Source organism: Paenibacillus sp. FSL K6-1330, from assembly GCF_037976825.1.
Classification (GTDB): domain Bacteria; phylum Bacillota; class Bacilli; order Paenibacillales; family Paenibacillaceae; genus Paenibacillus_AQ.
Genome location: NZ_CP150269.1, coordinates 6,753,615 through 6,779,777, shown reverse-complemented (window position 1 = coordinate 6,779,777; position 26,163 = coordinate 6,753,615). Strand labels below are relative to the sequence as shown.

The 26,163-nt window shown below is 41.6% G+C and carries 18 protein-coding genes; 15 read left to right on the top strand and 3 right to left on the bottom strand.

What is annotated here, in order from left to right; genetic code table 11:
• Positions 1-188: 188 nt before the first annotated feature.
• Complete coding sequence (locus NYE54_RS30990) at positions 189-1,235, bottom strand: acyltransferase family protein (RefSeq protein ID WP_339268396.1); 1,047 nt, start codon at positions 1,233-1,235, stop codon at positions 189-191.
• Positions 1,236-1,529: 294 nt separating this feature from the next.
• On the opposite strand from NYE54_RS30990, the gene galU reads away from it, so the two are divergent.
• Positions 1,530-2,402, top strand: coding sequence for a UTP--glucose-1-phosphate uridylyltransferase GalU (gene galU / locus NYE54_RS30985; RefSeq protein ID WP_339268394.1), 873 nt, complete (start codon positions 1,530-1,532; stop codon positions 2,400-2,402).
• A gap of 94 nt (positions 2,403-2,496) precedes the next feature.
• Here galU and NYE54_RS30980 read toward each other — a convergent pair.
• Positions 2,497-3,647 (bottom strand): IS3 family transposase gene (locus NYE54_RS30980; RefSeq protein ID WP_339268392.1). Its coding sequence is split into 2 segments (ribosomal slippage): positions 2,497-3,386 and positions 3,386-3,647, totalling 1,152 coding nucleotides; the frame shifts between segments, so codons are not numbered across the junction.
• 114 nt (positions 3,648-3,761) lie between these two features.
• A complete protein-coding gene (locus NYE54_RS30975) occupies positions 3,762-6,221 on the bottom strand; it encodes an O-antigen ligase family protein (protein WP_339268390.1) in 2,460 nt (819 codons plus the stop codon).
• Positions 6,222-6,353: 132 nt separating this feature from the next.
• On the opposite strand from NYE54_RS30975, the gene NYE54_RS30970 reads away from it, so the two are divergent.
• The 14 genes from NYE54_RS30970 (at position 6,354) to NYE54_RS30905 (ending at position 26,091) form a co-directional block, all read left to right on the top strand.
• Entirely contained in the window at positions 6,354-7,133 is a 780-nt protein-coding gene (locus tag NYE54_RS30970) for an ABC transporter permease (protein ID WP_339268389.1), read from the top strand.
• Between the two features lie 14 nt (positions 7,134-7,147).
• On the top strand, positions 7,148-8,821 hold the full coding sequence (locus NYE54_RS30965) for an ABC transporter ATP-binding protein (RefSeq protein ID WP_339268388.1): 1,674 nt from the start codon (positions 7,148-7,150) through the stop codon (positions 8,819-8,821).
• A 39-nt stretch (positions 8,822-8,860) separates the two neighbouring features.
• Entirely contained in the window at positions 8,861-14,140 is a 5,280-nt protein-coding gene (locus NYE54_RS30960) for a glycoside hydrolase family 99-like domain-containing protein (protein ID WP_339268386.1), read from the top strand.
• Between the two features lie 116 nt (positions 14,141-14,256).
• Positions 14,257-15,000 (top strand): sugar phosphate nucleotidyltransferase, encoded by a 744-nt coding sequence (locus NYE54_RS30955; protein WP_339268384.1) that lies wholly within the window; start codon positions 14,257-14,259, stop codon positions 14,998-15,000.
• Between the two features lie 24 nt (positions 15,001-15,024).
• Complete coding sequence (rfbC, locus tag NYE54_RS30950; protein WP_339268383.1) at positions 15,025-15,573, top strand: dTDP-4-dehydrorhamnose 3,5-epimerase; 549 nt, start codon at positions 15,025-15,027, stop codon at positions 15,571-15,573.
• Positions 15,574-15,587: 14 nt separating this feature from the next.
• A complete protein-coding gene (gene rfbB / locus NYE54_RS30945) occupies positions 15,588-16,610 on the top strand; it encodes a dTDP-glucose 4,6-dehydratase (protein ID WP_339268381.1) in 1,023 nt (340 codons plus the stop codon).
• Positions 16,607-17,491 carry a dTDP-4-dehydrorhamnose reductase gene (gene rfbD, locus NYE54_RS30940; RefSeq protein ID WP_339268379.1) on the top strand — a complete coding sequence of 295 codons (885 nt, stop codon included), beginning with the start codon at positions 16,607-16,609 and terminating at the stop codon, positions 17,489-17,491. Before rfbB ends, rfbD begins: the two co-directional genes overlap by 4 nt.
• 75 nt (positions 17,492-17,566) lie before the next feature.
• Complete coding sequence (locus NYE54_RS30935; protein WP_339268377.1) at positions 17,567-18,493, top strand: glycosyltransferase family 2 protein; 927 nt, start codon at positions 17,567-17,569, stop codon at positions 18,491-18,493.
• A gap of 760 nt (positions 18,494-19,253) precedes the next feature.
• A complete protein-coding gene (locus tag NYE54_RS30930) occupies positions 19,254-20,375 on the top strand; it encodes an acyltransferase (protein ID WP_339268376.1) in 1,122 nt (373 codons plus the stop codon).
• A 230-nt stretch (positions 20,376-20,605) separates the two neighbouring features.
• Positions 20,606-21,517 (top strand): glycosyltransferase family 2 protein, encoded by a 912-nt coding sequence (locus tag NYE54_RS30925; protein ID WP_213646960.1) that lies wholly within the window; start codon positions 20,606-20,608, stop codon positions 21,515-21,517.
• On the top strand, positions 21,514-22,914 hold the full coding sequence (locus NYE54_RS30920; protein WP_339268373.1) for an undecaprenyl-phosphate glucose phosphotransferase: 1,401 nt from the start codon (positions 21,514-21,516) through the stop codon (positions 22,912-22,914). Before NYE54_RS30925 ends, NYE54_RS30920 begins: the two co-directional genes overlap by 4 nt.
• 445 nt (positions 22,915-23,359) lie before the next feature.
• Positions 23,360-23,965 carry a methyltransferase domain-containing protein gene (locus NYE54_RS30915; RefSeq protein WP_339268371.1) on the top strand — a complete coding sequence of 202 codons (606 nt, stop codon included), beginning with the start codon at positions 23,360-23,362 and terminating at the stop codon, positions 23,963-23,965.
• 129 nt (positions 23,966-24,094) lie between these two features.
• Positions 24,095-24,967, top strand: a complete 873-nt coding sequence (locus NYE54_RS30910) for a phosphatidylinositol-specific phospholipase C/glycerophosphodiester phosphodiesterase family protein (RefSeq protein ID WP_076326479.1) — start codon at positions 24,095-24,097, stop codon at positions 24,965-24,967.
• A gap of 434 nt (positions 24,968-25,401) precedes the next feature.
• Positions 25,402-26,091, top strand: a complete 690-nt coding sequence (locus NYE54_RS30905; RefSeq protein WP_339268369.1) for a heptaprenylglyceryl phosphate synthase — start codon at positions 25,402-25,404, stop codon at positions 26,089-26,091.
• Positions 26,092-26,163: the final 72 nt, after the last annotated feature.

Below are 26,163 nucleotides of genomic sequence, written 5' to 3'. Positions count from 1 at the left end.
TTGAGCCAACACTATCTACAGCAAACCAATGATATATTGTACTACATAAATATAAAAGCAGATCAATTTGAAAATGTCGATAATAGCGGATAACACTGCAATTGGTTGCACCTGCTTCAGGAACTCTGATTTTCAAATGGAGTTCCTATTGAGCGGTCCCAATCTCATAAAAAAGGAGTGATGCCAGATTAGGCATCACTCCTTTTTGCATCGGAACGTTTCAATTCAACGCGTTCATGGCGGTGCTTGGATCGATAATTGAATAGAAACCCGACGTTCGGCTCGACGATCCACCCGAAACCCCGCTTGATCCAGGGTGAGGACAGCAGCCAGGTTAAGACTGCGCCGAGTAGGATTAGCAGCAGCTTGCCTCCCGCCGATCGGAACGCTTCAAACCAGTTGAGATGCTGCATCGTTTTCACGATGAACCCGTGAAGCAAAAAGACGTACATGGTATTGATCCCTCGGTCGGTGAAAGGTGTATTCGAGTCCGGAATGAGGGAGAGGACACCCACTCCCATGATGGCGGTGAAGGCGTAGGTGATCATTCTGTAGAAGCCCGCATACCACGATTCCAAGCCGAACTCCAGGTAAGGCATCGCCCCGTAGAACCAACTGGTGTGCAGGATCGGCAACAGCGTGTATAACAAGGCAAACCCTGCGGCAAGCAGGAGTAGTGATAGCAGCTGAAATGGCCTGGTCTTGATGGTATCCAGCCATTCCCTTTTAAAATAAAAGCCGATGAGAAAAAAGGGCAGGAAGTACAGCGTGCGCGAAATGCTTGCGTAATAGTCGACATCGATCGAGTACCCGAGCATGATGGACATCGCGAAACAGACGACGAGCGGGTATTTGAGCATCAGCAGATACGGCAGAAGCATTTTCCACAGCATCATGCTGAACAGGAACCACAAAATCCAGTTGGGGTAGAAGTACGTGAAGTCGAGTCGGTCCAAGCCTTGCATGTAGTAGTCGAACAGGGTATAGAGCGTCTCAAATATAAAATACGGCACGACCAGTCCCGACAGCAGGCCGACGTATTGTTTGGGGGATTGAACTCGTTTGGAGAAATAACCGGCTGCGAAAATAAACAGCGGCATATGAAACGAGTAAATGAACTGATAGATCGTTCCCATCGCTGCTTCGCCGTTAAACGGCTCGATGAGATGTCCCACAACCACCAACAGGATCAGTATGAATTTGAGGTTATCGAAATAGACGTCTCTCTCTTTCATCAGCAACCAGCTCCTTTGGCTTTTTGGTCCATCGAAGTTTCGTACTAGTATATCGGAGGGTAGTGGGGCTTTCCATGGTTAAAGTTGGAAGGCATTATTTCCAGTTATCTGTCTCGCCTTGAAAAAGCCACATCTAAACCGATAAATGAAGGGAAGGGCAACGAGGCCTAAGCGGCAAAGCCACGAATAATAAGCCGCCTGCCTTTGACAAAAACCGATTTTAATCGATGGGTTAGCCGGACTCATGATACAATGTCATCAATATGGGAGACTTACGGGAATGGAGAAGATAGGATGAACATTCGAAAAGCGATCATACCGGCCGCTGGACTTGGTACGCGGTTCCTGCCGGCCACGAAAGCGATGCCGAAAGAGATGCTACCCATTGTGGACAAGCCGACCATACAATACATCATCGAAGAAGCGGTCGCTTCTGGCATCGAGGACATTATCATTGTGACGGGTAAGGGGAAGCGGGCGATTGAGGATCATTTTGATTCTTCATTTGAGCTGGAACATAACCTTGCTGAGAAAGGGAAATGGAACCTCCTCGAAGAAGTGCGTAGGCCCTCCAATATGGCAGATATTCATTATATCCGTCAAAAGGAGCCTAAGGGGCTAGGCCATGCCATTTGGTGCGCACGTAAGTTCATTGGAGATGAACCCTTTGCGGTGTTACTAGGCGATGATATTGTAGAGTCAGAGACGCCATGCTTGAAGCAGATGATGAAAGTCTACGACACCTACCAATCTGCCATAGTTGGCGTACAGCCAGTTGATTGTGACGAAGTGGACCGTTACGGGATCGTAGATGGATTTCAGAAATCAGAACGAATCTATGAAACATCAAGATTGGTAGAGAAGCCCTCACGTGCCGAGGCGCCTTCCAACCTGGCCATCATGGGCCGCTATATTTTGCCGCCGGAAATCTTCGATTTGCTGGAGAATCAGGAGGTTGGAAAGAACGGGGAGATCCAACTGACCGATGCGCTCTCCACCTTAGCTCATCGGAGCCCGATCTATGCGTATCATTTTGACGGGATGCGCCATGATGTCGGCGAGAAGTTAGGTTTTATTGAAACCAGCATTCATTATGCACTGCAGCGGGAAGATTTGAGAGATGATTTGATTGCTTATTTGAGTGGGGTTTTGGCAAAGGTGCAGTAGTAGAGACGATTTCATAATCGATAAGAAAAATGGGACAGTTGGGTAGAGATTTGGTCATAGCCCCGTCAAGTAGACAATAAAAAAAGAGAATTTATTAAGCGGCGACCTTTTCCCGAAATTCAATCGGTGAGAGGTCGCCGAGTTTGTTTTGGAAACGCTCCTCGTTATAAAACAAAATATATTCTGTAATTTGAATTCTCGCTTGCTCCAGATTCTGTGGCTTCTCCAAATATAACTTCTCGGTCTTTAAATGGGAAAAGAACGACTCGATACAGGCATTGTCAAAGCAGTTCCCACACCTCGAATGGCTCCCCGTCAGCATCTTCTCTTCAAGCAACTTGGCATAGCTTTGTGTCGTATACTGAAACCCTTGGTCTGAATGGAGCAAGGATGGCCCACATTTTAGTTTCTTTACTGTGTCCGTAACGAGTTTCAAGTCATTTCGCTCGGAGAGTTCCCAGGACACAATTTCATTGTTATACAGATCCATCACAACCGAAAGATAAGCAAACTCATGTCCAATTCGGACATACGTAATATCTGTCACGAGCTTCTGCTGGGCAGCCGTAGCCAGGAATTCCCGATTTAAGACATTACGGAACAGTACTGACGGTTTCCGGCCAGCAAATGGACGCTTCTTGCGAATCACGGAACGAATGCGCAGCTCTCTCATTAAGCGACGTACCTTCTTGTGATTCACCACCAAGCCTTCTTTCCCTAAAGCGGTTCGCATACGCTTGTAACCAAAATAAGGGCGGATTCGATGTATGCCTAGAATGTGTGCTTTCAGAACCGCATCCCGGTCTGCTCGCTTCATTCTGCTGGCGAGAGTCCTTCTCCATTTGTAAAACCCTGCACGTGAAATCTCAGCGATCCTGCAAAGCCAAGTCACTGGAGCCCACTTGCTTATTTCTTGAATGGACTTGCACCGGGCTTCGAAATCCAGCTTCCCTCCCCGTGCAAGTTCGGATTGAGCTTTTTTAGGTACTCCACCTGCGCTTTCAAATAGGCATTCTCTTCTTCTGCACTACTAAAATGTTTCTTGGTCCAGCGTCCTCGGTAATCCTCGAAACTTTCCCCGTTTTGATGCTTACGTACCCATGTTATGATTTGGCTTTCGCTCTTGATGCCCAACTTCTCCATGATCCGGCTGTATGTCCAATTTTCTTCCACTCTAAGACGAACAGCCTCTTTCTTCGTTTCTTCGCTATATCGATTAAAAGTTTGACCTTTCTTCGCTGACATAACAAAAATCCCCTCCGGTTCCAGTGTTGAGTTCATTTTAACATGATCTCTTTTTTCACTGTCTACCATGAGGGGATAATACCAATTTTCTACCACGAACTGTCCCTTTTTTAATTAGAATTGAAGATCACTAATCTGTTGAACATTTTGTTTCGCATTTGGATCAACTTGGGTTAGTTTCTCCATAAGGGCATCATCACTCAAGTTTTGTTTTTGTAATGCTGCCAAATACCACCGTACAATCTCCTGTTGTGTTGTCTGCGAGAGATCTTCTTGTATGCCTAGCTTAAGAGCTTCTGATGCTTGCTCCGGTTGATTCATCATGTAGTACATTTTGCCTGCATGTAGGATCATATCTGGTGTGTTCTCAAATGAGCGTCCTTGCAGTTGTCCTTCTGGTAATGTAGCTAAATGCTGAATACCTGTCTGAACCTCGGCAAATGCCTCGGTTGCTTGCTTGAAGTACTTGTCTTTCGTTGCTAGGTCTCCTGTGCCAAGTGCCTTCGTCCCTAGATCATAACCTTTATTGATAATCTGTTCGGACCAGTTAATGTCCCATTTAAATTTATAGGCATTGTTGATAAGTACTTCATAGGCTTGCTCCGGTTGCTGTTTCATTTCGTAACTTTCAATTAATCGATTTAGCATAGACTTGTTATATGGTTCAGCTTTTAACGCTTTATTAAGTAGATCAACAGATGCGTTATAAAAATTCTCATCTTGTTCTTGCTTATATATAGTCTGATAGAGTGATGCGGTTAACAATACCGAGTCGGGATGGCTCGGGCGTATGCTCAAGTCTTTATCAAGAGGAGCCTTAATTTCCTCAAATGAAGAGCTGACTTGAACGATTCTTCGTGCTTCCATTCCCGAGTCGGCGGCTTGTACATACCGGATAGATGTAATCATGACAAAAATAGCGCAAAGCCCAACGATTGCACTATATGCACCTCTGGCCGTTGAATCTTTGAGGCTCCATTTTTTCACAGGCTTATTATCCATTACGGCTGCCATTCCGCCAAGTCCCAGAAATACTAGAATTCCCATGAACACATAGCTCATATTAAAGTCCAAAATACTATGAATCAAAATGGAAAGGACGATGATGAGATAAAGGAAGTGGCTATTACGTTCGTCTTCATTCCCTTTGATATAACCGCGAATATACTTGTAGAAAATATACAGAATAAACGACATGAATATCACAAATCCGACAATTCCGACTTCGATCAAGTACTGCAAAAAGAAGTTATGGGCTTGACGGCTTGTATATGGGTTGTTCTGATATTGCTCATAGAGTGAAGCCCATGCTCCGCCTCCGGCCCCGATGATCGGGTAGTCAGCCAGCACTTTCATGGCGTCTTTATAGAATGTAAAACGTTCCAGAACACTGTGCTGATTAAAGTTAATATTTTCGAGTCGGACGCTGATGTTTTGCGGAAGTATATTTTTTAATCCGGTACCGATGAATAGGAAGATCAGCAAGCCTCCAATTGCAACGGAACCGAGTGGAATCCATAAGTTGGAGGTTTTTTTAGCCGACCAATTGTCTAAAGACCGTTCAAGTTTTGGCGCAATAAAACTTTGTATTACCCATCCGAGAAGTCCTACAGTAGCGGAAGCCCCGAGCAAAATACCGCAGCCCTTAAGGGCACCAGTGCTGCTAAAGGCTTCATTTAACGTCAACCCCAGCTCTGTTACCGGTTTGGAAACGATCAGTGATGTCACGCCTGCTATACCGCAGTACAAGATCCATAATAGTTGTTTAGCTGGTTTCAGGAATAGGAGCAACAAAACAAACACAACAGGTAACATCACCAGACCGCCCCGAGATAACGTCAAGAGCAGCGAGACGATGATAGGTACCAACATGAAGCTATGAAAGGCTTGCCCGTACCATTTACGTGATGTTGTAACGAAAAAGACGGCTGCGAAAAGGAATGCCATGAGAAAAGCGGCATAAGTATTCGCGTACTGGAATACGGAAGTCAGACGAAGACCGTTAGAATCTGTCATGACCGCATGGGTGTAGGTTCCGTTTAAAACGGTATTGGAAAACCATTTCGCAATGGCACCCGCAGTCTTGCCTTGCCCAAACCAATGGAGCAAGCCGAATCCCACGATAAGATAGGCAACCGTCATCATCGTGACTTGGATAATTCGATTTCCCAATTCTTCACGTAGCACATATAAACCGATGATAAACATTATGGCGTAGATACAATTAATGATTACCATATTCATGGCAAGAACATGAGAGGCGGCGCTAATGAGTGAAAGTATGTAAGTTATAGGGAGTAAAAGCACACCCACGGCCAGCCAATCTTTTTGATCTTTTAATTGGATGCTTTTATAGGAATGAGCAATCCAGAGAAATAGTAGTAGACAAGCCAAGATAGCTGCCCAGAAAATCGGTTTCTCAAATTCTAACATTTGTCCGTTAAATAGAGCCGTTTGGAACGGCGTCCAAGCTAGGAACAGAATAATTCCTGATATTAACACCCAAAACAAAACCGATCCCGTCTGACCTTTTCTCGACGCGGCGGCTTTTTTACCGTATACTGGATTCGACAACGTATTTAGCTCCTTTTCTTGTAGATACGACAATATTCTAGCATATGAGGAAGAGAGGGGCTAGATTTCTCAAGAATTAAAGAGGTTAAATAGCATTTTAGAATGAAACTCACACCTTTGGGGGATTATTTGATGTTTGGAACGTTAATAAAAAAGTTTACTAAGTATGGATTTCTCTTATCGCAATTAGTGGAAAGAGATTTTAAAACAAAATATAGACGATCTGTTCTTGGGATACTTTGGAGCTTATTAAATCCGTTGTTGACCATGACGGTACAATACTTAGTGTTTTCTACCTTGTTTCGTTTTGATATACCCAATTATGCAGTATATTTACTGAGTGGTATTGTATTTTTTAATTTTATGGGAGAGGCAACCTCGCAAGCTATGACCAGTATAGTCCAGAACGCATCTCTAATAAATAAGGTATATGTTCCGAAATATATTTATCCTTTTTCTCGCATCTTATCTTGTGGGGTGAATTTTCTACTGTCTTTACTAGCCCTTTATATAGTTATTTTATCAACAGGAATAAATATAACATATCATCATATCGCCATTATTTTTGGAATAGCATGTCTATTTGTATTTATTTGTGGACTTTCACTAATTCTCGCTTCTATGATGGTATTCTTTCGAGACACACAATTTTTATATAGTATTGGTTTAACGATATGGACATATATCACACCCATTTTTTATCCGGAGAGTATCCTTCCTCCTTTCATGATGACTGTAATGGAATTTAATCCTATGTATCATTTTATTAGATTTGTTAGAGTCATCATATTAAATGGAGGATTCCCTGATCCAATGGCGTGGTTATATTGTGGGGTTTTTGCCGTTATACCCTTCATTTTTGGTGTTTTTGTATTTAAGCGGACTCAAAATAAATTTATTCTTCATCTATAAAGAGAGGGCTAAGCTTGATTAATGTAGAAAATGTATCCATGAAATTTCGAATGGCAAATGATCGTATTTCTAGTTTGAAAGAATTCATGGTTAAAAAAATTGCAGGGAAACTCGAATACAACGATTTTGTTGCTTTAGAAAACGTCTCTTTTTCAATCGAAAAAGGTGAAGTGGTCGGTATTATTGGTAGTAATGGCGCTGGGAAAAGCACCTTGTTGAAGATCATATCGGGGATTTTGACACCTACTACTGGTTCTGTTCAAGTCGAAGGCAGCATAGCGCCAATGCTTGAATTAGGTGCTGGTTTTGATGTGGATTTAACTGCTAGTGAGAATGTTTTTTTGAATGGGGCAGTCCTTGGTTACTCCAAACAATATCTAATTGATCGTTACGATGAAATTGTGAGTTTTTCTGAGCTTGAAGATTTTATGGATACACCTATCCGTAATTTCTCATCAGGTATGATAATGCGTCTAGCCTTTTCTATTGCAACGCTGGTTAACCCTGATATCCTTATTGTTGATGAAATCCTGTCCGTAGGAGATATCAACTTCCAGAAGAAGAGCGCAAAAAGAATGCGAGAACTGATGAGCGGTGGAACTACAGTTATTCTGGTTTCTCATAGCATTGATCAGATACGCTCTATGTGTTCAAAGGTAGTTTGGTTGGAACATGGGAATGTGAAAATGGTGGGGAATACACAAGAAGTTTGCAGTTCATATATGAAATTCACAAGGCAAGAATCACTTCAAGAAGTGCAAGCTAATAGTATGGTAGAAGCAGAAAATGCGGAGTCAATGAGATGGAGAGAGAAACTATTCACACCGACTTCTATAGAGAAGATTGGGGATGAGTATTTTATTGTTGATTGCTGGCATCATAGGGTTATCTATAATCAAAACTTACAGGATCCTATCGGAAGCTGGAAATCAATATCAGATAACATGGGAGACCCCCACACTATATCCAGCGACGGGTCCATATACTTAATAGAGGATACTTTGGGAGATGAAGTTAGGGTCTTTCAACGTAATGGAGAGGGGTTTTTACAATCCCAAATCGTTGAACGTATAGGACAACGTCCGAATAAAATATTTTATGATGCAGATAAGGAACGCTTTTATGGGATATCTGCTATGTCTCAGCATGTCTTCGTGCTCAAAAAGGTGGGTCTTGAGCTATTAACTGAGAAAGTGATTAGACTAGGATATTTGATGGAAGGCTCATATATTCGCTCTATCCGATTAATTGAAGGAGAGCTTTATTTTGTGTCGGGGCCTGGGAAAATCATTGTAGCAAACTATATGAATTCGTCTTTTGATTTTCTCAGGGAATATAAAGTTCCATTTGAACTAAGAGGAATGAACGATATTATAAAAGTTGGATCTTACTTCTATCTAACTGTTTATCAAAATGGAAATGGAGATATTGCTCCAAAAATCGTAAGAATAAAGGATCTGAAGGATCTGGAAAATTCTCTATATGAGGATATTGGTGGTGTTTTGGGCATAAAAGGGGTTCCTTATAATTTTTCTGAAATTGATGGACGAACCTTCTTAACGGAAATCGATTCTTATTCAAGGATAATATCTTTTTTAGTCATTGAGAACAAAATAACAGATATTCAGGTTCATTTTGACTCAGGCGAACCGGACGAGGTCTCAATACAGCGCCGAAAAAAGAGCTAGTCTGATTATCTATAAGGAAAGAATTAAGGGGGCTTTGTTTTGGCTAGTTTTAACTTGAAATACTATTACAACGAAGATGATTATTCAGATGGTGAGGAAGTAGAAAATGAAATATTAGAGATAGTTCGTAACAAAAATTATCCGTACATAGAAAGTTTAGATAATGTAAGTTGGCCAGTATTCTATCATCTTTCCTCACTTCGCCATAATATTTTGAATTGGTTCCCTTTCAAAGAAGGTTGTTCAATCTTAGAAGTTGGCTCAGGTTGCGGCGCTTTAACAGGACTCCTATGCAAAAAGGCTGACTATGTAGCATCTGTAGAGTTAACCAAACAAAGGGCAACCATAAATTACGAGAGACACAAGTCTCAGGGAAATCTAGAAATATTTGTTGGCAATATAAAAAATATGCGCTTTAACAGGAAGTTTGATTACGTTATTGTAAACGGCGTTTTAGAGTATGCCGGAGGGTTCATTGAGGGTGATAGACCGTATGAAGAATTTTTGAACCAGTTAACTCCCCTCCTTGCTGAAAATGGTAAGCTCTTGTTGGCTATCGAAAATAGGTTGGGGATGAAGTATTTCTCTGGAGCAAAAGAAGATCATGTGGGGGAGTTGTTTGTTGGCTTAGATGGTTACCCTCACAATACTAAAGTTAGAACTTTTTCGAAAACTGAAATTTCATCATTATTGAGCGAATGTGGACTTGTGGCAGAGAAATTCTATTATCCGTACCCGGATTATAAATTTCCTGAAGTTGTCTATTCAGAGCAAGGATTCGATAAGATTCCTCTATCGTATGATGTTCATAGTTATGATACTGACAGGTTTATGTTTTTTGACGAAATAGAGATGCAAAATTTATTAATTCGAGAGAAAGTCGAAAGCAGCTTCTCGAATTCTTTCTTGATTGTAGCACATGATAATGGCTATGAGCATGTAAGCAACGAGCACGACATACAGTATGTTAAGATTAACGCCAACAGAGACGATGCATATAAAATCTGCACCGTTGTTTATAATGATGATGGAAAATTAAAGGTAAAGAAACAAGCACTGACTAAAGAAGCGGTTACTCATCTTGAAAAAATGAAACATTACTATCAACAATCCAACGATTCTAAGGGCGGAGTTGATTTATTGCCTGTGGAGATGATTGGGAAAGAGTTGATATATGATTACGTAAATTTGCCGACAGTCGAGAAAATACTGTTGGAACAATCGAAAAATATTGACGACAGTGGGTTTTTCTCTATTCTTTCTATGTTCTATAACGTCCTTACTTCTTATGGGATCCAACAAAATTATTATACCAGTGAGTTTCATGGGATTTTTGGACCTACAAAGTGTAACGAGGATTTAGAGTTTACCCCATTCAGTAATATTGATGTTTTATTTGATAATATATTCTATGATACTCGTAACCTAGTGATTTTTGATTATGAATGGTATATGGGTTGTCATTTACCAGTGAAATTTATTTTTTGGCGGGCTATTAAAGAATTTTACCAAAAACATATCGTTGTTAACAATCAGGTTCCAGAGGAGAGAATTTATCAACTTTTTGAAATAACCGATGAAATGATAGGAACATTCTATCAATGGGAAGGATACTTTTCTGCGAATTATGTAAAAATGTTTGACAAGTCTATTCTGCAGAAAAAAACCAAGTATTTGACGAATGACGACTATATCTTTAGTGATGATTATGGTGTTGCGAATTTATATATAGATACAGGCAATGGATTTAATGATCATGATAAAATCCAAGTTGATTATACTAAGAGTTCAAGAGAGATTACCCTGAATTTTGATTTGAGCCAGTTTGCTGTGAGAAACCTTCGGTTTGATCCGATCGAAGGAGAATATTGCGTATGTGAAATTTCCCGTGCAGAAATTGATGGAAACGAGTGTGTTTTCTTGCCGTATAATTCCATTCCTTTAAAAAGTGTGGGGGATATTTTTTTAACCAAAGATCCTATTTATTTCTTACAAGAAAACAGTACCAATTGTAATTTTCTGGAAGTGACATTTCATCTGGAAACACTTAAACAAGATACACTTGTTACTTATCTATCAACAGCGATTGAATCAGAAATTATAGAAAAAGATGCCTTGCGTGCTGAAAATCTATCGCTTAATCAAAAGAAAGATAATCTTATTCTCAAAAATGCAGAATATGAGTTCAAAATAGAGCAGCTAGAAAATAATCAGCACGAACTAAAATTAACTGTGGATCATTTAACTTCCGATATACAAATAAAACAATCAACCGTAGATCGTTTAACTTCCGATTTGCAAAGAAAACAATCGGATGTAGATGGTTTAACTTCCGAACTGCAGAAAAAACAATCGGATGTAGATCATTTAACTTCCGATCTGCAACAAAAACAAATTGACTTATCCTTTCTTAGTACAGACCGGAATGAACTTGCTCATAATCTGGAGATTTTAGCCAGGGAATATAATATACTAGTGAACTCAAAAACTTGGAAATTAACTAAGCCGATAAGGAAAGTGCTGGATATAGCAAAAACTAGAAGGCAAAAAGCGATTAATGTTAGTAGGGAAAGTATTAAGTTGTTGGGGAAAACCAGTCAAAATATTAAAACTATAGGTTGGAAAAAAACAATGAAAAAGATACTAACTAAAGGACCAGAGTGCATTGAGAATGTTAGAGATTCCGGTAAAATTGCCGAATTAGTTCACACCAGCGATATATGGCAAAAGATAGATTCGTGGATTGAGGAAACGTCACATACTTTTATTGATATTTTCCATGTCCCAATGGGTTGGAATACACCGTTATTTCAGCGGTTCCAGCACTTGTCCATACAAGCTGGGAATGTAGGTGGTATCTCATTTTATGGCGCACATCCTTTAGTAGATAAAGATATTGAAATCTGCGAATTTATTTCTCCCACGCTTTGTATCGTGAATCTCGATAACTACGAGGTTAAAAGGAAGTTGTTTGAGATCTTAGATAGAAAATCGGGTCTTAAAATTATTCGGTTGCAGTCTATTGATTTAGCTACAACTATTGATGATTTGAGATCATTCCAGGAAAAAGGATATAACATTTTATATGAGTATATAGATGAAATAACTCCACAAATAACAGGTAACATCCCTAAGTTTGTATTAGATAGACATGAATATGTTCTATCAAATGAAGAGATTTCTGTTGTGGCAACATCTGATAAATTATTCAATCAGGTAAAACCTTACCGAACTCGAAACATGGAAATGATAACGAATGGCGTCGATTACGATCATTGGAATATTGACCGCAATTCGATTGACTGCCCTGAAGATATTAAGGGTATCGTTAACAGCGATAAAGTCGTGATCGGATATCATGGTGCGCTAGCACAATGGATCGACTATGATCTATTAATAAAATTAGCTATGGATGAAAGATTTATTCTGTTACTGATTGGTCATGAGCATGATGAAAGTCTAAAAGATAGTGGACTTTTAACTTACAAAAACGTACATTTTATAGGTTCAAAACCATATAGTGAGCTAAGCCAATATGCGGCGTTTTATGACATCGCCATTTTACCGTTTATTGTTAATGATATTACGGAGTCTGTTTCTCCAGTAAAGATTTTTGAATACATGGCCTCACAAAAACCGATAGTTACCTATGCTCTTCCTGAATGTCTGAAATACAAATCATGTTTAATAGCAAATACGGAGAAAGAGTTTATTGAGCAGATTGAGAAGGCTCTAAAATTACGTTTTGATAAATCTTATTGCCGTTTGTTGACAGAAGAAGCGTTGGAGAATACATGGGAATCAATTACTCAACAGACTATTGATTTGGTAAGAAGCAATCAATTTCATACGGTCAGTGCCTTGAATGAAGTGGTTGCTACCAAGACTCTAGAGTCTCAAGTTGTAGAAAGCGCAGCACAAAAATATACGCAAGATAAAAGATTGTACCGTGCAATGAAGAGTGCATTCTGGAAATTACCGTTACTATCTCCAAATGCAAAAGGAAGATTTTTATACTGGTCAAAAAAGACATTCAAACCTTCCTTATTAGACTATCCAGGTGATAACCATGATGATGATGATATAGAGTCAATTGCTTCATCTATAAACACGGTAGATCTGGTTCCAGAGAATAATGCTGAATCAATGAAGTATATTGAACAGATTTTAAGAATCCCTGATAAGGATTTATCAGCTTATATTCCAATTACCGAAGCTCCATATAAGCGTCAGGGTGGGGATAGTAAGATAATTGCCTATTACCTGACACAATTTCATCCAGACCCGCATAATGAAGAATGGTGGGGAAAAGGGGTTACAGAATGGAATAATGTCTGTCGAGCTGTCCCGCAGTTTGTTGGGCATTATCAGCCGCGTTTGCCAGGGGAACTTGGGTTTTACGATCTTCGTTTGAGGGAAAATATGGCCCGGCAAATAGAATTAGCTCAAATGTATGGGGTTTACGGTTTCTCGTTCTATTATTACTGGTTTGACGGAGAGCGACTGCTAGAGAAGCCGATTGAGATGTTCCTGGCCGATAAAAGTTTGGACTTTCCTTTCTCTCTGTGCTGGGCAAATGAGAATTGGACGAAGCGTTTTGACGGAACGAACTCAGGGATATTGATGGAACAGCCTAAAAGTGTAGAGAGCTACAAGAATGTCATTAAAGACATGATTCGGTTTTTAAGAGATGAGCGATATATCACAGTTCAAGGAAAAAAAATGATTACGGTGTATAGACCGTCGTTAATGCCGGAACCGGAAAAGGTTCTCAATTATTGGCGAGAATATTGCCTGGAACAAGAGATAGGTGAATTGTATATCATTGCAGTAAAAGAAAATATGACTAATTTAGATCTGCTTGGTTTAGGTTACGATGCTGTCTCAGAGTTTCACCCGGGGACAGTATATACTAATTGTAAGAATATTACTCAGGATATTGATTATGTCCGCGATGATTTCGCGGGGGAAGTTTTCGATTATAAAGATCTAGTAGAAAATCAGCGTTATTTTAAATATGACCTCCCTAAGCTATATCGAGCGGTAATGCCAATGTGGGACAATACGGCACGTCGTAATAACAAAGGGATGATTTTCCAGGGGGCAACACCTGCATTGTACAAGCAATGGTTAAAAGATGTAATAAAAGAAGGGGAGAATAGGCTAGATCTAGACGATCAAATGGTATTCATAAATGCATGGAATGAGTGGGGAGAAGGTGCCTATTTAGAACCAGATAAAAGATATGGATATGCTTATTTACAGGCTACTAAAGAAGCGGTCGAGGAATCTAGACGTTTGATTTTAAAAAAGAAGTAATTGTTTAATACCATAGCCCTATCTTTTTTGGACAGGGCTGTTGTCTTTGTTGTTACCATTCCAATCACATATATTATTTCAAAATAATTATTAAAGGGAAGTACCGGAGGGATCCAATGAAAGGAATAATTCTTGCAGGTGGCACAGGCTCGCGTTTGTTCCCGTTAACAAAAGTAACTAATAAACACCTTTTGCCAGTAGGCAAATATCCGATGATTTTTCATGCCGTCTATAAACTTAAGCAGGCTGATATTAAAGAAGTTCTCATTGTCACTGGTAGAGAACATATGGGGGATGTAGTTAATCTCTTGGGTAGCGGCCGAGATATGGGCGTTACCTTCACATATAAGGTACAGGACGAAGCCGGGGGGATTGCCCAGGCTCTTGATCTAGCTGAGAACTTTGTTGGAAATGATCAAATGGTGGTTATTTTAGGTGATAACGTATTCGAGGATAATATAACTCCATTTATATTGAACTTTCAAAATCAAAAGAATGGTGCCAAAATTTTGATTCAAGAAGTTCCTGATCCTAAACGATTTGGAGTTCCGGAATTACAAGGGGACCAAATTACATCTATTGAAGAGAAGCCGCAACATCCAAAATCCAACTATGCTGTAACAGGGATTTATATGTTTGATCATAGAGTGTTTGAGATTGTTAAATCACTAAAACCTTCTGCACGCGGTGAATTAGAGATTACAGATGTAAATAATGCATATATTGAACGTGGTGAACTTACTTTTGATGTTCTTCAAGGTTGGTGGACGGATGCAGGTACTCACTCTTCACTAGCTCGTGCCAATGAGTTGGCAAAGAACTTAGAGTTTGGAGAGGAATTTGGGAAACTCAAATTATAAATTATAAAGGAGGGTCCTAAAGATATGAAATTAACTCCATTAAAATTAACAGGAGCTTGTTTACTTGAACCCAAAGTGCATGGGGATCATCGGGGATTTTTTATGGAGAGCTATAATGAACGATTATTTCAAGAAAACGGCGTCCATTACAACTTCATTCAAGATAACCACTCCCTTTCATCTGAGCCTGGCGTGTTACGAGGTCTTCATTATCAACTCAATTCCAAAGCCCAGACAAAACTAATTCGTGTACTAGAGGGAGCTATTTATGATGTAGTGGTAGACATTCGGAAAAGTTCACCTACCTTCGGCCAATGGGTAGGCGTTATCTTGAGTGAACACAACAAGCGACAACTCTTAGTCCCTAAGGGGTTCGCACATGGTTTCTGCACCCTCGTTCCTAACACGCAAGTGTTGTATAAGGTAGACGAATATTATTCCCCAGAACATGACCGCGGCATATTATGGAGTGATCCGGCTTTAGGGATTGATTGGCCAACATCGAACCCGATTCTTTCGGATAAAGATCAGCGGCATCCATTGTTGAAGGATGCTGAAATGAATTTTGAGTAGGGGAGTATCTAGCCATGAGACTATTAGTCACCGGTGGTGCCGGTTTTATAGGTAGTAATTTTATTCTATACATGATGCAGCAGCATCCAGATTATAAGATCATTAACATGGATGCCCTTACGTATGCCGGGAACCTGGAAAATTTGGATTCTGTTGAGAAGGAAGCAAACTATACCTTTATCCAGGCGGATATTGCAGATAAACAAGCAGTAGATCAAATCTTTCAACAAGGCATCGATGTTGTAGTTAATTTCGCTGCTGAATCCCACGTAGACCGCAGTATTTTGGAGCCAGAAGTATTTGTGAATACAAACGTACTCGGTACACAGGTTCTATTGGATTCGTCTAAAAAATACGGGGTAACCAAATTTGTGCAGGTTTCAACGGATGAAGTGTACGGATCCCTAGGGGAAACAGGACTCTTCTCCGATTCGACACCTCTTGCTCCAAACAGTCCCTACTCAGCCAGCAAAGCGGGTGGAGATTTGCTCGTCAGAGCATATCACGAAACCTTTGGCCTTCCGGTGAATATTACACGTTGCTCCAATAATTACGGTCCGTATCAATTTCCCGAAAAGTTAATTCCGCTCATGATTTCTCGTGCACTAAATGATGAGCCTTTGCCGGTTTACGGCGACGGCATGAACATTCGTGACTGGCTCTATGTTGAGGACCATTGCAGCGCAATTGATCTTGTTATTCATCAAGGCCGAGTTGGTGATGTTTACAACATTGGGGGCAATAACGAGCGTACAAATATTCATATTGTTAAGACAATTTTAGAGGAGCTTGGCAAACCTGAGACGCTGATTCAATTTGTCGAGGATCGACCTGGCCATGATCGTAGGTATGGCATCGATCCAACCAAGATAATGAAAGAACTCGGTTGGAAGCCGAAGCATAACTTCGAGACCGGAATTAAGGAAACCATCACTTGGTATTTGAGTAACAAGGAATGGTGGACCAGAATTCAATCTGGGGAATATCGTGAATATCTGACCAAGCAATATGGCAGTCGATTAGGTAAAGACCAATGAGGGTTTTGGTAACTGGAGCTCAAGGACAACTCGGTCAGGACGTCATTCATATTTTTGGTCAGGTCGGACATGAAGTAATTCCTTGCAGCCGACAAGAATTGGATGTTACAAACCTGAATCAATGCCGACAAATAATCGCATCACACCGTCCAGATTGTGTCATTCACTGCGCTGCTTATACAGCAGTGGATGCCGCGGAGAGTGATATCGACGGAGCTTATCTAGTCAATGCTATAGGTACAAGAAATGTTGCTCGATCAGCCGAACAAGTTGGAGCTAAGCTCGTTTATATTAGCACGGATTATGTATTTCGCGGTACCCATGACAGAGCCTATCATGAGTATGATCCAACCGATCCGAGAACAGTTTACGGCCAAACCAAACTTGCTGGAGAACAGATCGTAAGAGATTTTAGTACTAAGTGGTTTATTGTTCGTGCCTCATGGTTATTTGGACTTCAGGGAAGTAATTTCGTGAAGACGATGCTTAGCCTAGGACAAGAGAAACCGCTTTTGCAAGTTGTTGATGACCAGAAGGGATCACCTACGTACACGGTAGATTTGGCTCGTTTCTTACTGCAAGTATCGACTACTGAAAAATACGGCGTTTACCATGCCTCTAACCGCGGATCATGCACGTGGTTCGAGTTTACGAAAGCTATTTTCGAAGAAGCAGAGGAACAGCTGGGTATAAAGATTATGGCTAGTTTGCAGCCATGCACGACCGCACAGTTCCCTCGGCCGGCTCCTCGGCCAGCCAATTCTGTATTGGATCATCTTTCGATCCGTTTAAATCAATTGCAAGATCTGCCGCATTGGCGAGAAGGATTGAAGCAGTTTATGCTGGATATAAAAGAGCACCCTGAACTATACTTGAAGTGAATACAGCAAATATTGGCCTGATCTGTATGATCAGGCCTTATGTTATAATTAGCAGTTATTTGGAGGATACAAAGAATGAATCAGGTCCAGGTGCTGTTATCTACCTATAATGGAGAGCACTATATATCCGAGCAACTACAAAGTATATTAAAGCAGAGTTATCCTCATATCTCCGTTCTTGTACGGGATGATGGATCATCCGATCAAACATTGGCATTATTAAAGGAATATGCTGAAACTCATCCTGACCGAATCAAAGTGATCACTGGAAGTAATATAGGGGTTGTCTCCAGTTTTTTTGAGTTGGTTCAACAATCCGATCCCCATGCGGATTATTACTGTTTCTGCGATCAGGATGATGTATGGCTGGAGCATAAAATTGAGCGTGCTGTAAGTTTGTTAAGTTCTCAATCGGATCATACTCCCTCGATGGTATTTACGTCAACGGAGCTTACCGATAAAGAGTTAAATTCTCTCGGTACTTGGCCCAAGGCCCCTTCGAAGCAACCTTCATTTTACAACGCTTTGGTGCAAAATCTTGCTGTTGGGGCAACTATTACGATAAATAGGCCCGCGAGAAATAAATTTGTTAAAGGGTACGAGGTCGATCCTAGTAAAATCATTATGCATGATTGGTGGTTTTACTTGTTGGTATCTGGATTCGGCAATGTAATATATGATAAACGACCTTCGATACTGTATCGCCAGCATGAAAATAATGTTGTAGGTGGAAGTAACTCATTATTCAACAAACTAAAGCAGAAATATCGCAGTTACATAAAACATAAGGATAAGCATCTTCTTGTCATGCAAGCAAGAGAGTTTTATGGAGCATACGGGCATTTAATGGACGAAAAAAAGAGAGAGCAGCTTGAACTTTTTATTGCTCCTAGGGAACGACTTAGAGAAAAAATCTATTTTCTTTCAAGATCAAAACTATATCGTCAATCCATTTTAGAGCAGTTACTTTTTCGCTTTTTAATTCTTGTGGGCTATATATAAAGAGTCATCAATAGCTTTTAGATTTGAAGTTCTTTATTCCTGCCCGGCCTGCGCCTTCATGCTACAATGTCGATAGATTACATGAACAGCCAACAACGCCCGTATAACTGCGATTACGGGCGTTGTTGGGTTTTGTTCCAGTGAAAAAATCACGCTTCCTGCAAACCGGAATTTTTTCGCCTCAGTATGTCCAACGCGCTGCATTATTGTACTTAAATCCAACCCTGCGTCTGCCAGTAAACTTATATAGGTGTGGGGAAGAATGTGGGGAATGCATTTTTTTGTAGTATTGGTCTTCGCTAATATTTGCTTCATGTACCGGTAGATATCAATAGGAAGCAGGGGAACTATTGTCTCTTGCGAATACAAACTTTTCATCATGGTAGTTTTCAATAAAGTTACGATAGGTCATGTTGAATTTTTGTTGTTTCTTTTGCTGATTTTAAGTCATTCCATTACAGCAGGACCAGAACAACAATTCTGATAGATCTTGGATTCCTTCGGAGGGGTAATTTCATAATTCGTAAGATTATTTGATTTTATGTTCATCAAAATTAATGTCAGGCCATTTTAATGAACATAACTCCCCTACCCTCATCCCCGAAAATGCGAGATTTTGCGTGGACTGTTATATGAAAATATCGGTTGGATTTCTCTTGATGGGATCTGTTACCCGTTAACTGATTAGTTATTTGTATAGCAACATATTCGTATATTCCTTATAATATTAATATTCTGGAAAACCTAAAGGAGTATAAGGATGCGCAATTTCGGTCTCGATGTAGTACGAAGCATAGCAATAATTATGGTCTTAATTAGCCATGGCCGCATTTTTTTTGGAGAGTATGATCTTCAATGGTTGTCATATAACGGTTTGATTGGTGTAGAAATTTTCTTTGTATTAAGTGGTTATTTAATTGGCCGCATCATAATTAAAGATGTGCTGCCGCAAAATTCTTTTAAACCGTTATTCGTTTTTTATCAAAGAAGATGGTTCCGGACGCTTCCTGTTTATTTCTTGATTATGATTCTTCTCATCATAATAGTAGGAAAGCATCCTAACTGGACAAATTTAATATTTCTCCAGAACTTTAATGAGATGCATTTGGGATTTATGCCGGTTTCATGGAGCTTATCGATAGAAGAGTGGTTCTATTTGTTGATACCGCCGTTATTTATCATAGCTTTGCTTATTACGAGGAATAACTCAAGAACAACCTTTTTTGCCATTTGTTGCTTAGTTATTTTGGTCGTAACCATCGCAAGGTTTTATTATGTACTAACGATAAACCCAACTTGGGATTACGGCGTTCGAAAACAGATATTTCTTCGGTTGGATAGCATAATGTTCGGTGTATTGCTGGCAGGAATCAAAATATATTATCCGCATGTTATTGAGAAATTAATGAGGCATAGAAGCTGCATGTATCTCCTCACAACATTCTTGCTATTATTTTGTGTATTTTATTATATTTTTGTTCTCGATGCCGGGAAAGAAGCAATGAATAATTCTTTGTTCGGACGAACAATTTTCTTTAATGTGATCTCTGTTAGCTCCGGCTTCTTAGTGATAACCCTGTCAGAAGATCAGAAGCTCAACTCGTTCTTCAGAGGCAGCCGCTCAGAAAAGGCTTTTTATTTCTTTAGTGTGACCAGTTACTCAGTTTATCTGGTACACTATGAACTGTTTGTCTATCTTCAAAGGTACATTGTGAACTCTTCATTTGAGGTAAAATCCTTATACCTAATTGCTTCAATTCTATCCATATATCTAATATCATCTCTTATTTACTTTTTTTATGAGAAGCCGATATTAAGATTTAGAGATAAAATAACAGCAAAAAAAAGAATCAATCAGGAAGGACTTCAAGTACGCTTATGAGTAAGCGTGCTTTTTTATTGTTAACTCGTCAAGAAAGGAGTGATGCTATGTTCGGTGGACCATTTAACCAGTTACCGTTAATCGACCGCTTACTATGTTAAGCGATTGAATTAATATAAATTGGAGGAGAAAGCGCGAAAACCTATAGAATCGATGTTATACGATTATCTACGGTTACATTTATGCTATAATGTCGATAGATTACTATATTTGTCAGGAGACGTTATGCAATGGATTTAAGCATTTTAATCGTGAACTACAATACCTGTCAGCTGACGGTGGACTGTTTGCGATCCGTGTTTGCATCAGAGACGGACTATACATACGAAGTCATTTTGATAGATAACAACTCGAAGGACGACTCGGTTCAGACCATCCGAGAGTTATTCCCGCAGGTCAAGCTGATCGAGAACACGGAGAATACCGGCTTTGCCAAAGCCAACAATCAGGGGATGGAAGTTGCGGAAGGTCGCTATATGCTGCTGCTAAATTCCGACACGATTATCCAGCAGGATACGATTGAGACGATGGTCGCTTTTATGGACTATAACCCGATCATTGGTGCTTCTGGCTGTAAAATCGTCCTCCCGGACGGTTCGCTGGATAAGGCCTGTAAAAGAGGGTTTCCTACGCCTTCGGCTTCTTTTTACTATGCCTTTGGGCTCAGCAAGCTGTTCCCGAACAAGCCGGAGTTCAACCAGTATCAATTAGGATATTTGAATCCGGACGTAGAGTATCCGGTGGATTGTTTGGTTGGTGCGTTCATGCTGGTACGTCGCGAGACGATTGAGCAGGTAGGCGGGCTGGATGAAACCTTTTTTATGTACGGGGAAGACATCGACTGGTGCTATCGCATCAAGCAGGCGGGATGGGGAATTCACTATTATCCTCGGACCAAGATTATCCATTATAAAGGCGGCAGCGCCCGGCGCAGGCCGTTCAAGATCATTTATGAGTTCCATCGGGCGATGATTCTTTTTCATCGGAAGCATTACCGGCAGAAATACAACATATTCGTTAATGGAGCCGTCTATGCAGGCGTTGGTCTGAAATTGCTCCTATCCTTGCTTATGAACCGGCTTAAGCCTATTCGTCCAGCAACCATAACGCAATCTTCAGGTGGAGTGGAGGTGAAATCATGATCCGCCAGAATCAGGGGTTTTTGACCAAATTATATATGATTACCGATTTTGCTTTTATCCAACTGGCATTCTTGATTGCATGGTGGATCAAGTTTGAGAGCAGCTGGTTTCCGTACGAAGAGCCGCTCCCTCTAGAAACCTATACTTTGTGGAGTCTAGTTTACGGCGCGGTTGCCGTGGTTGTCGGGATCATGATTACCTTGTACTCGCCGAAGCGGAAAAAGCGCTTTGCCGACGAGTTCATGAAGATCTTTCAGGCTCATTTCATCGGTATGTTCGTCCTCTTGAGTATCATGTTCTTTGTTAAAGAGGTGAATATCTCACGTTGGTATCTCGCCATCTACATGATTCTAAACGTAGCCTTCATTATTCTATACCGTTATTTCCTAAAAAAATCCCTAAAACATTTTCGGGAAAAAGGATATAATCGCCAATTCGTGCTCATCGTGGGAGCAGGTACGCTCGGCAAGCGCTTCTTCAAAAATCTGAAGCAATACCCGGAGCTCGGGTATGAAGTCATCGGTTTCCTGGATGATTACCAGCAGTGGGACGAGATCGAAGACAGACGGCTTAAACCTATTCTCGGGTCGGTCAGCGATCTACATAAGGTGCTGAATGAAAATCTCGTCGATGAGGTCGTACTAGCACTTCCGCTTAATGCGCACCACAAGTACCCGGAGATCATTGCCGCTTGTGAAAAAGCCGGGGTTCGGACGCTGATTATCCCGGACTTTTTCGATTACCTCCCGGCACGGCCGGTGTTTGATAACTTTGCGGGTATGCCGATGATCAACGTGCGCGATATCCCGCTGGATCTAGCGGCAAACCGGCTGTTTAAGCGAGCGTTTGATATCGTATTCTCGTTAGTGGCAATTATCCTTACCTTGCCGGTGATGATCGGGATTTACCTGGGTATCCGATTGACCTCCCGAGGCCCTGTCATTTTCAAGCAGGAGCGGGTCGGGCTGAACCGCAGAAACTTTTATATGTATAAATTCCGCTCTATGAAGCCACTGCCAGAGGGGGCATCGGATACGGGCTGGACCGTGGAAAATGATCCGCGCCGCACCAAGTTCGGCTCTTTTCTTCGGAAGACCAGTCTGGATGAGCTGCCTCAGTTTTTCAATGTCCTGTTCGGTCATATGAGCGTAGTAGGCCCTAGGCCGGAGCGCCCTTATTATGTTGAACAATTCAAAGAGGAAATTCCAAAGTACATGGTGAAACACCACGTGCGCCCGGGCATCACGGGATGGGCGCAGAGCAATGGTCTGCGCGGAGACACTTCGATTGAGGAGCGGATCAAGCACGATATTTTCTACATCGAGAATTGGTCCATTCTGTTTGATATCAAAATTATTCTGCGCACAATCCGCAATGGATTCAAGAACGCATACTGATCATAATCGATGCGAACGTCATTTGGCATGAGCCAGATGGCGTTTTTTTGTTTGCGTACCTGTCCCAGATGCTTATATGCTCCCCAGGTCCCGACTCATGCAGAAAGATATCGAATGCTGTCGCTTCTTGTAAGGCTGTGGCGTATCAGAGAATTAATTTCGGACATTTGATCCATTCATCAGGCTATAGACATGCATGGGCATCACATCGGACAATAGTCAATCGGATACATTTACAATATATAACTATAATACTATTATAATGAAATAAGAGACTCGCCAATGTCTTTCGTGGTCCATATGTAGGATCGTTAGTACGCAAGGATGATCCAATTCTTGATTTTCTTTGTGAGCGCTAAGCTAATGTTTTTCAAATGACCTTGTTTTCATGTTGTCACTTCATTTGCCAGATGGGAGTTAACATCCAATATGGGGAGGAATTGAAATGGAACACGCGAAGGTTCAGGATTTCATCGAAAGCAGTCAACAGCAATGGGACGAAGAGTACCGATCCAACCTGTGGGATTATTTATCGGACATCACGGAATATGCCAGATACTCGGTCGTGTACGGTTACATAAGAAAGTTTATTGGGGACGAGGGCATTTTGGATATGGGATGCGGGGCCGGGATATTGTATGACATGCTCCTTGATGTTGAACAGTTGAATTACACGGGTGTCGACCTGTCCGAAGAAGCGATCAAAATCGCATCCAGCAAAACATCAAGGAACCTATTCCAGCGCGCGGACATCAATCACTATGTCCCTCATAAGCGTTACAACGTCATTGTGTTTAATGAGTCATTGCAGTACGTGCCAAACACCCCGAACAAACTGCTAGAATATGCGCGTTACCTGACCCCGGATGGAGTCATCATCTCTTCCCTTTATTCTCACAAGAATACCAAAGATCCTGATTATCTCATGGTAGAGCATAAGATTGGCGAGATTGAAAGCTGCGGATTATTTGATGTCGTGGATAAAGTCAGCGTGTTTAACCATAATGCGGGTTTGAAATGGTATATTCATCTTTTGAAGGCGAAGAGCTAGTGATCAGCAGTATCCATAAAATCATTCCGTCATTTGGCAGCAGCCGAGTGGCGGTTTTTTGTTTGGCCCACCCTTCAACCGGGTATTTACCTAGCAACAGCGATGAACGATGCAAAGGGTGGGGATACCATGAAACGGATCGCAGCTGTCCTTCTATTATTTTCCGCCATTATGATACTGCTTCAGACTCATCTTGAGATGGATGAGGAAGAACCGCAAGGATTCGCGGCCTATCGCCTGATTGCGCACGCCATGGGGAGTATAGGTGAACAGCCCTATACGAACGCTTATGAAGCCATGGTCGTTAACTACGAGAAAGGCACTCGGGTATTCGAGATTGATTTGATGCTGACGGAGGACCGTAAAGTCGTCGCCAGGCATGAGTGGACGGAGAGCATGACACAGCAGCTAGGCCAGAAGGAAAAACTCCCGGACGATAAGCAGGCAGCCCGTCTGAGCCATGAGGAATTCATTAATACACCGATTTTGGAGCAATACCAACCGATGGATATTGAGGGGATAATGGATATGATGGAGCGTCATCCCGATATCTACATCGTGACAGACACGAAGGAGCAGGAGGATCAGGATATTCAATACCTGTTCACGGAGATTGTAAACGCTGCTAATGAGCGGGACCCGGAACTTCTGGATCGGGTGGTCATCCAAATTTATAATGAGCCCATGCTCGATATGGTTCTGGACATCTATCCGTTTGAGTCAATTATCTATACGCTGTATGCCACGCAGGATTCACCTGCCGAGATCACGGCTTTCGTGCAGGAGAACAACATTGACGCCGTTACCATGCCGGAGTACAAGGTCAGCCCGAATTTTGTAGCCAAGCTGAGGCAAGCGGGTGCCGTGACCTATGTCCACACCATTAATGACACCACGACCGTGAACAATTATGAAAAATGGGGCGTGTACGGCGTTTATTCAGACCTGCTGACAGAGCCGGAATTGGAGCAGAACAGTTTGAGATATACGATTAAAAAGTGACTGGCATAGAGGGTGCCTTGCATGGCTTACTTCATGTTGCATGGCCCCTCTATGGAATAGGCTATTCTTCATATAAAGTGATGCTGAACATCGAAGTCCGTTGTCTCCAAAAGAAGACGCGGGCTTTTTCATAATATGAGAAAGTACAAGTTTCGAAGCATGGCCTACCTGATATCCCAAGAAACCCACCATCTTAATGCGGTCTGGGGTGGTGCGTCATGCGGTTTGGGATTAGACGTCGGTAGACGCTTTTCTTAGCGGAGTATCAGCCCTAATCCCTTTTCAGCGGCGCGGTTCGGATATCGACTGAACTTATAAATCACAATTACCAAAAAAATGTTCGTATTTTATGCGAACATAAATTGACTTGCTTACCGTGCTAGCATAGACTTATTTTAGTATAATAGTAACTCGTGAACGTGGAGGAATGACGCTTGAAAGAGATGATACAATCCTGGAGGCATGTGTTTAAGCTGGACCCTGACAAGGAGATCGATGACGAGACCCTTGATGCGGTATGTTTGTCAGGAACCGATGCCATTATGGTCGGAGGCTCAACCGGAGTCACTTATGAAAATACAGTGGATCTGCTGTCCCGAGTTCGACGTTACGAGCTGCCGTGTGTGCAGGAAGTATCCGATCTGGAAGCCGTTGTACCCGGATTTGATCTATATATGGTTCCGATGGTCATGAATACGCAGGATCCAACGTGGATCATGGGCCGGCATCACGAAGGAATCGAACGCTACGGGTATATGATACCGTGGGATCTGGTTGTAACCGAGGGGTATATCGTGTTGAATGAGAACGCTGCGGTGGCGAAGCTGACCGGAGCAGAGACTTCGATTGATGCCAGCGGAGCCGCTGCTTATGCGCAGATTGCGGACAAGCTGATGAATCTTCCGATTGTGTATTTGGAATACAGCGGTGCCTTTGGGGATATGGAAACTGTCCGGACAGTGCGCAGATCGCTGGATAACGCTCGTTTGTTCTACGGTGGCGGAATAACGAACGCCCAGCAGGCGTCGGAGGCAGCAGCTATCTCGGATACGATCGTTGTTGGCAACGTTGTGTATGATCATCTGGAGCAGGCGCTCGAGACGGTCAAGGCCGTGAAGGGCTGACTGGTCTCGGTTATAAGATCCGCTAAAAAATATTGAGACGCGTTACGGTAACCTCAGGTTCTAATAGTGTGT